General features: G+C 59.4%; 8 protein-coding genes and 1 pseudogene. 2 read left to right on the forward strand and 7 right to left on the reverse strand.

Annotated features, from left to right (window positions below):
* Positions 1–274: 274 nt before the first annotated feature.
* Positions 275–1,528, reverse strand: a complete 1,254-nt coding sequence (gene lysA / locus IBT46_RS26515; protein ID WP_200548069.1) for a diaminopimelate decarboxylase — start codon at positions 1,526–1,528, stop codon at positions 275–277.
* A gap of 126 nt (positions 1,529–1,654) precedes the next feature.
* Here lysA and IBT46_RS26520 point away from each other — a divergent pair, with 126 nt between their 5' ends.
* Complete coding sequence (locus IBT46_RS26520; protein ID WP_200548070.1) at positions 1,655–2,575, forward strand: LysR family transcriptional regulator; 921 nt, start codon at positions 1,655–1,657, stop codon at positions 2,573–2,575.
* Here IBT46_RS26520 and IBT46_RS26525 read toward each other — a convergent pair.
* Positions 2,572–3,735 (reverse strand): MFS transporter, encoded by a 1,164-nt coding sequence (locus IBT46_RS26525; protein ID WP_200548071.1) that lies wholly within the window; start codon positions 3,733–3,735, stop codon positions 2,572–2,574. The genes IBT46_RS26520 and IBT46_RS26525 overlap by 4 nt on opposite strands.
* A gap of 464 nt (positions 3,736–4,199) precedes the next feature.
* Here IBT46_RS26525 and IBT46_RS26530 point away from each other — a divergent pair, with 464 nt between their 5' ends.
* A complete protein-coding gene (locus tag IBT46_RS26530; RefSeq protein WP_200548072.1) occupies positions 4,200–4,826 on the forward strand; it encodes a serine protease in 627 nt (208 codons plus the stop codon).
* Between the two features lie 16 nt (positions 4,827–4,842).
* Here the strand turns inward: IBT46_RS26530 and IBT46_RS26535 are convergent, their stop codons facing one another.
* The 5 genes and pseudogenes from IBT46_RS26535 to IBT46_RS26555 all read right to left on the reverse strand — a co-directional run.
* Positions 4,843–5,535 (reverse strand): amino acid racemase, encoded by a 693-nt coding sequence (locus IBT46_RS26535; protein ID WP_200548073.1) that lies wholly within the window; start codon positions 5,533–5,535, stop codon positions 4,843–4,845.
* A 19-nt stretch (positions 5,536–5,554) separates the two neighbouring features.
* Positions 5,555–6,625, reverse strand: coding sequence for a ferric ABC transporter ATP-binding protein (gene fbpC / locus IBT46_RS26540; RefSeq protein WP_200548074.1), 1,071 nt, complete (start codon positions 6,623–6,625; stop codon positions 5,555–5,557).
* Positions 6,626–6,636: 11 nt separating this feature from the next.
* On the reverse strand, positions 6,637–8,706 hold the full coding sequence (locus IBT46_RS26545; protein WP_200548075.1) for an iron ABC transporter permease: 2,070 nt from the start codon (positions 8,704–8,706) through the stop codon (positions 6,637–6,639).
* Between the two features lie 63 nt (positions 8,707–8,769).
* On the reverse strand, positions 8,770–9,801 hold the full coding sequence (locus tag IBT46_RS26550) for an ABC transporter substrate-binding protein (RefSeq protein ID WP_105593870.1): 1,032 nt from the start codon (positions 9,799–9,801) through the stop codon (positions 8,770–8,772).
* Positions 9,802–9,841: 40 nt separating this feature from the next.
* A pseudogene (locus IBT46_RS26555) lies at positions 9,842–10,099 on the reverse strand (MFS transporter family glucose-6-phosphate receptor UhpC); the annotation flags it as partial.
* Positions 10,100–10,151 lie beyond the last annotated feature (52 nt).

The following is a 10,151-nucleotide window of genomic DNA, read 5'->3' on the forward strand; positions in this document are numbered from 1 at the left end:
CCGATCGGAGCATCCGCAGCGCTGAACGTAATGAGGAAGCCAGGATTCGGCTACACGGACGTGGCCGAAAGGCACAGCCGGGCAGGACGCCCGTCTGGGCCGCTCCGCCGGGCTGACGAATGCAGTGAGGGGACCGCGCAAGCGGCGCGAGGACCGCCCGAACGGGGTAGCCACCCGTCTGCGTGAACACCGTTACGTCAGACATCATGGGGTAGCTACCCGTCTGCGCGTTCACCATCGAGTCAGACAGCACCAGCCCGATTTTAACGACTCATTACAGCTCCAGCGCCAGCAGCTCCGCCACGGTCTGCGCGCGACGGATCTGTCGTGGCTGACCGTTCTCGAACAGCACCTCCGGCAGCAGCGGACGGCTGTTGTAGTTCGACGACATCGATGCACCGTAGGCACCGGTATCGTGGAACACAAGATAATCCCCCACCTTCACCGCCGGTAGCGCGCGGGTTTCCACCTTGCCACCTTCCTGCTGGGTGAACACATCGCCCGACTCGCACAGCGGACCCGCCACCACCGTCTCGACGGTATTCTGCTCGTCCAGCTGACGGCCGTCACCGGCAATCGCGGAAATGTGGTGATAGCTGCCGTACATGGACGGACGCATCAGATCGTTAAAGCCCGCGTCCACCAGCACGAAGTGACGGCTGCCCATCTCTTTCACCACGCGCACCTGGCTGACCAGCACGCCCGACTCGGCCACCAGGAAACGGCCTGGCTCAATCTCCAGCTTCACCGGGTGACCCAGATGTTTTGCCACGCGCTGGCGGGCGGCATCCCACAGGCCGAAATAGTGATCGGTATCGATCGCTTCTTCACCAAAACGATACGGAATCGACAGACCGCCACCGGCAGAAATCGCTTCCAGATCCTGACCGAAGCTGACTACCTGATTCACCATCGCATCGCAGACCTGCTCCAGATGGCTGTAGTCCACGCCGGAACCGATATGCATATGAATCCCGACCAGCTTCAGCTGATAGCGCTGAACCGCTTCCAGCGCCAGTGCCATATCGCCGAACCAGATACCGTGCTTGCTGTTCTCGCCGCCGGTGTTGGTTTTCTGGCTGTGGCCGTGGCCGAAGCCCGGGTTAACGCGCAGCCAGACCGGATGCCCGGCAGATACGGCACCCAGCTGGTGCAGCATGTCGACAGAACCGGCATTGACCGGCACCTTCAGCTCCGCCACGCGGGCCAGGGTCGGCTCATCCAGCAGGTCGGCCGTAAAGACGATCTCGTCGCCGCCCGCCTGATAACCTGCCGCCAGGGCGCGCTCAATCTCACCCAGCGACACGGAATCGACCTTCACGCCCGCGGCACGCATCAGGCGCAGAATATGAATATTCGAACAGGCCTTCTGGGCGAAGCGCACCACGTCAAACTGCTGCAGCTGAGCAATGCGCTGCTCAATGATACTGGCGTCGTAAGCCCAGACCGGGCCGCCCGTCTGGCGAGCAAGGGCTAAAAGATTGTCCTGATTCAGGGCGGTAGTGGTGTCGGTCAGCAGGCGTGGCATAAGGGTTCTCCATAAGTGAATAACGCTATTACGCCACATCTCCTGACGGCATAAAAATATCTGTTTTATCGCAGTCTATTCATCCATGATATGGTTTAACTGAATTGTCTTCCCGTGGAGAAAGCGATGGCCGGAGTCTCCCTGCGCCACATTGAGATTTTTCATGCCGTGATCACCACCGGCAATCTCACCGAAGCGGCCGCACTGCTGCACACCTCGCAGCCGACCGTCAGCCGCGAGCTGGCACGCTTTGAAAAACTGATTGGATTACAGCTGTTTGAACGGGTGCGCGGACGCCTGCAGCCCACTGTACAGGGCCTGCGGCTGTTCGAAGAGGTGCAGCGTTCCTGGTACGGGCTGGACAGAATTATCAGCGCCGCCGAGGGTCTGCGGCAGTTTCGTCAGGGCGAGCTTTCCATCGCCTGCCTGCCGGTTTTCTCCCAGTCGCTGCTGCCGCTGCTGTGCCAGCCGTTTATGCAGCAGTACCCGGAAGTCAGCCTGAATATCATCCCGCAGGAGTCGCCGCTACTGGAAGAGTGGCTGTCTGCACAGCGTTACGATTTAGGGCTGACCGAAACCAGCCATACGCCCGCCGGGACCGAGCGCCGAGCGCTGTTCACGCAAAATGAAGTCTGTGTACTACCGAAGGACCACCCGCTGGCGCGTCGCGACTGCCTGACGCCGCAGGATTTTGCCGGCGAAAATTATATCAGCCTGTCGCGTACCGACAGCTATCGCCAGCTGCTGGATAATCTGTTTAACGAACAGGGCGTGCAGCGAAGGATGGTAATGGAAACGCACAGCGCAGCGTCGGTGTGCGCGATGGTCAGAGCGGGAGTGGGCGTGTCGATTGTGAATCCGCTGACGGCGCTGGATTACGCCGACAGCGGAGTAGTGATGCGGCGCTTCAGCGTGGAAGTGCCGTTCACCGTCAGTTTAATCAGGCCGCGCCACCGGCCCGCGTCGGCGCTGGTTGACGCCTTCAGTGAACATCTGCAACAGCATATCGGCCTGTTCAGCCAGCGCCTGGAGCAGCAGCTGAATTAAGCGCTAACCGGCTGCCCCTGCGCGCGGGAACCGCGGAAAGTGACCAGGCAGATAATCAGGCCGATTGCCGCCAGCACCGCCGCAGAAACCGGCACCGCCGTCAGGCCGTAGCCGCCGCCGATCACCGCACCGCCAACCCAGGCACCGAGGGCATTGCCGACGTTAAACGCCGAAATATTCAGCGTGGACACCAGGTTCGGCGCATCTTTACCGTGGCGTACCACGTTAATTTGCAGCGCAGGCACGGTGGCAAAGGTGGCCATCGCCCACAGGAACAGGGTGATTTCCGCCAGCCACAGCGCGTGAGAGGTCCAGCTGAACAGCAGCGAGAACACCGCAATCAGCGAGAAGCTGAGGATCAGGCTGAACGACACGCGCCAGTCCGCCAGCTTGCCGCCCAGGGTATTACCCACGGTCAAACCGGCACCGATCAGGAACAGGGTCCAGCTGACGCCGCGATCGGTAATCCCGGTCACTTCCAGTAGCAGCGGTGCGATATAGCTGAACAGCGCAAACATTGCGGCGGCGAAAAACACCGTCATCAGCAGCGACAGCCACAGCTTGCCGCTGCTCAGCGCGCTGAATTCGCTGGCCAGATCCACCGGCTTTTCATTGCGATTAGTCGGCAGGCTGACAATCAGGCCGATAAACGCCAGTACGCCAATCACCGACACGCCCCAGAAGGTGGCACGCCAGCCGAACAGCTGACCAAACCAGGTGCCCAGCGGCACGCCCAGCACGTTGGCCAGGGTCAGGCCGGTAAACATCAGCGCCACGGCGGACGCCTGCTTGCCGGGCGCAACCAGGCTTGCCGCCACGACGGCACCGATACCGAAGAAGGCACCGTGGCACAGCGCGGTAACCACGCGGGCCAGCATCAGCAGGTTATAGCTGTAGGCCAGCGCACAGAGAATATTGCCGATGATAAAAATCACCATCAGCAGGATCAGCGTACGCTTACGCGGCAGCTTCGCCGTCAGTAGCGCCATAATCGGCGCGCCAATCGCCACGCCCAGCGCATAGCCGCTGATCAGCCAGCCCGCAGACGGGATCGATACCTGCAGATCGCTCGCGACCTCCGGCAACAGCCCCATAATCACGAACTCGGTGGTGCCGATAGCAAAGGCGCTCAGCGCCAGTGCCAGTAATGAAACAGGCATTTCACACACTCCCAGGATTGTCAGAATTCAGCCCCCTACGTGGAGGGCCATTATCGTCAGGTGAATATTTTTTACGCGATACGCGACGAAGGTCACAGAACGACATTAAAACACAGGCGAGGAATCGCTTACAGCACGGCGCAGGCAAGGGTGTGTTGCCAAATTAGCAATAATTAATCCCCCAACATCCGCGCCAAACGTAATCGAAAAAAACGCAGAATATTAATGACATGCCGAAATTTTCACATGGCGTGAACAAACACATAACACCAGCTAATGTTTTTTCCTGCGGAAAACTCCTGGTTTTTGGAAATTCCATACCATTTCATTGCGATCTCCCCCGTTGCCGTTAGGCTTATTGAGATCGTTAACAATATGAAATTACTGCTGTGGATAGCCGAAGGCGTTATGCAGAAACGCTTACTTCACCGGCTATCTTTTCAACTAATCATTGGGGATTATCGATGAGAGTGGTTATTTGCCTGCTAGCCGCCTGTCTGGGCGGGTGTTCAGTAGGGAAGTATCAGTACAGCAGTGAAGCTGAAAAACGGGTCGATATGACGGTAACCGGCATCCCCACCATCCTGGGTGCCGGAGCATTGGGAACCACCATTCCGCTGACGGCGAACTACAGCCTGACCGCGGCTCACGTGGCGAAGCTGTCGATGTACGAGGTGAAGTCTTACCACCCGGAGTGCGATCTGGCGGTGATCTACCACAAGAATGAGGGGCTGAAACAGGAACCGCGTTTCCGCAACGGTAAGATCGGCGACAAAGTGAATATGTACGGCTACAGCTTTATCTCCGCGCTGCCGATGGCCTCCAGCGGAGTCAATCTGATTAATACCGGGCTGGTCAACGAATGGAATAAAAAACCCTGCGTGGTGGTCGCCACCAACGCAGGAGTGGTACAGGGAATGTCGGGCGGCGCGGTGTATAACGCCTCCGACGATTCGATTGGCGGGGTAATTGTTGGCTATACGGACACCGTTAACGATCTGAAAACCGGCAAGCCGCGCTATCGCGATGTCTCGCTGTATGTTCCCTACTCACGTTTTAAAGACTGGCTGAATGATGCAGTGAAGTCCTGATCCGTCAGTCAGGAGCTCACCGCAGCATAAACTCCACCGCCGCCTGTGCATGGATGGCAGTGGTGTCAAACACCGGGACCGGGCAGTCGCAGGCTTTCAGCAACAGCCCGATTTCCGTACAGCCGAAAATCACGCCCTCTGCGCCTCGCGCCACCAGGCCGTCGATAATCGCCAGATAGCGCGATTTAGACTCGGCGGTAAACTGCCCCTGGCAAAGTTCATCGAAGATGATGCGGTTAATCTGCTGACGATCGGCTTCATCGGGTATCAGCGTGGTAATGCCGTGCTGCGCCAGCATCGGTCCGCGATAAAAATCCTGTTCCATGGTGTAGCGCGTCCCCAGCAGCGCAACCTGCGACATGCCCGCCCGCTTAATCGCCTCCGCAGTACCATCGGCGATATGCAGGAACGGCAGGCCGCTCTGGTCAATAATCGGCTGCGCCACTTTATGCATGGTATTGGTACAGAGCACGATCCCTTCGGCCCCTGCCCGCTTCAGCGCCACCGCAGCATCCGCCAGCATCTGCCCGGCTTTATCCCAGTCGCCGCTGGCCTGGCAGGCTTCTATCTCATAGAAGTCCACGCTCCACAGCACCAGCTTCGCCGAATGCAGCCCGCCCAGGCGCTGCTTGATCCCTTCGTTGATCGCCCGATAGTACGGCAGCGTCGATTCCCAACTCATGCCGCCGATCAGTCCCAGTGTTTTCATTCCTGTTCCTCAGTCCGTGTTATTGATCCTGTAACACAAACATACCAAACGGATGGATCTGGAGATAGAACTCATCGCCCGGCGAAGGCTGGAGTTCGGTGGCGTTGACCTGCAACAGCAGCTGCTGCCCCTGCCACTCCACCAGCACCTCGTACTGCGGCCCCATATAGGCGACTTTTTTAATCGTGCAGCGCTGGCTGGCATCACCCTGTAATCCGAGGGTGATGGCTTCCGGGCGCACGCCGACAGTACAGTGTTGCAGGCCCGGCGCAAACCCTTCCGGGCGCGGGATGGCGTAGCCGAGGATCTCCACGCGATTGCCGCTGATTTGCGCCTCAAAGATATTGGCATCGCCCATAAAGCTGGCCATAAAGCGCGAAGCCGGGAAGCGATAAAGCCGCTGCGGTTCGCCGATCTGCATAATCTGCCCCTTGTTCATCACCAGCACGGTATCGGAAACCGCAAAGGCTTCGCTCTGGTCGTGGGTGACGTACAGCGAGGTGATATTGAACTGCTGCTGCAATTCGCGGATCTTCTCACGCATGCTGCGGCGCAGGTTGGCATCCAGGTTACTCAGCGGTTCGTCGAACAGCAGCACCTTCGGCTTGAGGATCAGCGCACGGGCCAGCGCCACGCGCTGCTGCTGCCCGCCGGAGATCTGATCGACGTAGCGATCGGCGAAACCGGCCAGATCCACCAGCTCCAGCGCCTCTTCCACGCGGTCGCGGATCTCGCCTTTCGGTTTGCCCAGCATCTTCAGGCCGTAGCCGATATTCTCCCCTAGCGACATATGCGGGAACAGGGCGTAGGACTGGAACACCATGCAGATGTCGCGGTGCTGGATCGAACGATGGGTCACGTCCTCCCCGTCGATAAAAATCTGCCCGTCGCTGGGTTTTTCCAGCCCGGCGACCATTCTCAGCACGGTGGTTTTGCCGCAGCCCGACGGCCCCAGCAGCGTCACCATCTCCCCTTTCGGGATGGCGAGGCTGAGGTTTTCAATCACCGAGTTGCTGCCAAAGCGTTTTGCCACGTTGCGCAGTTCAACGAAGCTTTTCTTTTCCTGGGTTTGCGCGAAGTTAGTATTCATATGCACCTTAATTAACGGGTTTTCGCCCGCGAGCGGGCCACGCGCGCTTCACCCACCAGCGCATCGAAAATAAAGATAATTGCCAGCATCACCACGATCAGAATCGAACCGTAGGCGATAGCCATGCCGTACTCTCCGTCCTCAACGCGGTTAAGGATGTAGGAGGTGGCCACGCGGGTATCCGGGGTAACGAGGAAGATAATCGCGCTGACGGTGGTGATCGCACGGACGAAGCTGTAGATCAGCGCCGAGAGGATCGCCGGGCGCAGCAGCGGCAGGATGATATACAGCACGGTGCGCAGCGATCCGGCACGCAGGCTGAGCGAGGCTTCATCCAGCGATTTGTCCAGCTGGCCCAGCCCGGCGATCCCGGCGCGGATGCCGACTGGCACGTTACGCATCACCATCGAGATAATCACAATCGCCGCGGTCCCGGTCAGATACACCGGCGCACCGTTAAAGGCGAGAATGTAGGAAACGCCCGCCACGGTGCCCGGAACGGCAAAGCACAGCATGGTGGAGAACTCGATCACCTTCTTGCCGCGGAACTGCTGGCGCACCACCACGTAGGCGATCAGTAGGCCGAAGATAGCGGTGATCGGCGCGGCGATCCCGGCGTACAGCAGGGTATCGAGCAGCGATGGCCACGCGCCGTCACTGAAGCCCTGACCGAACAGCTTGCTGAAGTTATCCAGCGTCAGGGTGTAGTCCACGCCCCAGTTCACGGTAAAGCTGCCGAAGAAGATGCTGCCGTACAGCAACACGTTAAAGGCGATCCACACCCACAGCATCGCCGTCACCGACCACACCAGCGACACCGGCAGCGGCTGCACGTCGCCACGGGAGGATTTGCCCGAGATGGTGACGTAGGAGCGTTTACCGATCCACAGATACTGCACGCAGAACACCAGCAGTGAGAACAACAGCAGGATCACGCCCAGCGTACTGGCCGAGGTGTAGTCCAGCTGCGCGCCGGTGATGTAGAAGTAGATCTGCGTAGCCAGCACGTCAAAGTTGCCGCCCAGCACCAGCGGGTTACTGAAGTCCGCCAGCGACTGGACGATAACGATCAGGAACGAGTTGGCCAGCGCCGGTTTCAGCAGCGGCAGGAAGACGCGGCGGAAGGTTTGCAGCCGGCTGGCGCGCAGCGTGTAGGACGCCTCTTCCAGCGACGGATGCAGCGTTTTGATCGCGCCGTCGAGGATCATAAAGGACATCGGGGTAAAGGCCAGCACCTGCGCCAGCCAGATGCCGGTAAAACCGTACAGCCAGTTGGTGTTGGTCAGGCCAAGGTAGTTAACCATAAACTCCGTGACGTAGCCGGAGCGGCCCATCATCAGGGTCACACCCAGACCGACAACGAACGGCGGGGTGACAATCGGCAGGATCGAGAACACCCGCCCCAGCAGCGCCGAGCGTTTGGCGATGCGCGTGGTGTAGATCGCCAGCACCATACCGAAGAAGGTACAGCCGATGCCGACCGCCGCGCTCAGCAGGAAGGAGTTCCAGATCACCTGCAGGATATGCTTCTGCCCCAGCACGGCCATAAACTGCAGCGGCGCAAAAGTACCGTCATCGGCGGTGATCATCGGTTTGAAGATCGCCAGGCTCGGCCAGATGATAAACAGGCCAATCAGCGTAACGATGGCAATCAGCGAGCCTAAAACAAAGCGGTCACCGCCCAGCCATTCCAGCCGCGACAGCGCCACGGTCATTACCCCGCCCAGGGCGCAGAAAATAACGATGCTGCCGTAGCCCAGGCCGCGCTCCAGCCAGGCGGCGCTGACCACCATAAAGACGGCGCAGCATAACGCCCATGCCGCGTCGAAGCGGTGTCGCCCGCGTGAAGCCGTACCGCGAACCGGCCGCAGTAGCAGAACCAGCGGCAGCAGCAGCCACGCCTGGCTGATATTGGCACCCGACCAGCCGTAGGCCGCGAGAATCTCGTCAGACGTCGATTCCAGCAGGCCGTAGTCGAGGCTGAAGATCGGCAGCAGCAGGTAGCCCGCCACCAGTATCACCAGCCAGATAAAAACAGTATCCCGTCCCTGCGGCAGGCGCAGAGCTGTGGCATCACTCATAGTGTTCCCCGGAGGTTGAAGCGAAAGCGATAGCGCGGCAGCAGGCCGCGCCAAAGTTAAGAATTACTGCCCCATCTTCACGTCGTTAACCCACTTATTGATCAGATGCTTACGCATCTCGGTGGCGCCGTATTTATCCATGTCGTAGTCGATCAGCTTCAGGTCATCCAGCTTGAGCGAGTTTGGTGAGGTTTCTGCGGTGGTGTTGGTCAGGATCTGGTAGGACTGCCCCTGCTTCCACGCCAGCTCCTGCGCTTCTTTCGACAGCGCCCAGTCCACGAACAGGCGGGCGTTGTCGATATTGCGCGCTTTCTTCAGGATGCTGACGCCGCCGACTTCATAGCCGGAGCCTTCACACGGAGAGATCAGGGTCAGCGGTGCGCCCTTGTCTTTTTCCAGCGAGTAGTCGTGCAGGAAGCCGATGCCGATCGCGGTTTCACCACGGGCGGCGTTACGCGCCGGGGCAATACCGGACTTGGTGTACTGGGAGACGTTCGCGTTGAGCTTTTTCAGATAGTCGAAGGCCTGATCTTCGCCCCACAGCTGGGTAAAGGTGGCCAGCGCGGTGTAGGCGGTGCCGGAACTTTGCGGATCGGCGATCTGGATCTCGCCCTTGTAGATCGGGTTGGTCAGATCCTTCCAGCACTTCGGCTCCGGCAGGTTTTTCTGCTTCAGGCGATCGGTGTTGACGCCGAAGCCGAGGATACCGATGTAGATCGCCGAAGAGTAGTTGCCCTTCACTTTGGCCGGATCGCGGAACTGCGGCATGATCTGATCCAGCACCGGGGATTTATAGGCTTCCAGCAGCCCCATTTCACCGGCCTGAGACTGCGGATCGAGCGTACCGCCGTACCAGACATCGGCCTGCGGGTTATTCTTCTCGGCATCGACCTTCGCCAGCGTGCTGCCGGAGCCGTTGCGGATAAAGCTGGTTTTCACATCGTACTTCTCACCGAAGGCTTTCGCTTCAGTTTCACACATGGCGTTGGTGGCGCTGCAGTAGATCACCAGGCGGCCTTTGGCGTGTGCCGCACCGGACATCGCGCTCACTGCCAGCCCGGCAGCGATCAGGGTAGAGAGGGCTAAACGTTTCATCAGGTTATCCTTATCGTCGAGGGTCGGCAGACCCCGTCGGTTACGGAGCCTGTTTAAATCTCTGCCGGTTCAGTCCGGCAATCAGCAGCGGCATCAGCAGCACGCCGATACAGCCTGCGGCAGCGGTCAGCAGGGCAAAAAAGCCCGACCAGCCGTAGTGCTGCATCACCTGCGCCAGCGGCCAGCCCGCCAGCGCGGCCCCCAGGTAAGCAAACAGGCCGAGGAATCCGGTGACGGTTCCCGGCGCGGCCTTGTGGCTGTATTCCACCGCCGCCAGGCCAATCAGCATCTGCGGGCCATGACTAGTCCTGATTTAGGTTGACAACGTTCTGCCTGTAAAACGCCCGATG

Origin of the sequence: Erwinia sp. S38, from assembly GCF_016624545.1 — a bacterium.
GTDB lineage: Bacteria > Pseudomonadota > Gammaproteobacteria > Enterobacterales > Enterobacteriaceae > Erwinia > Erwinia coffeiphila.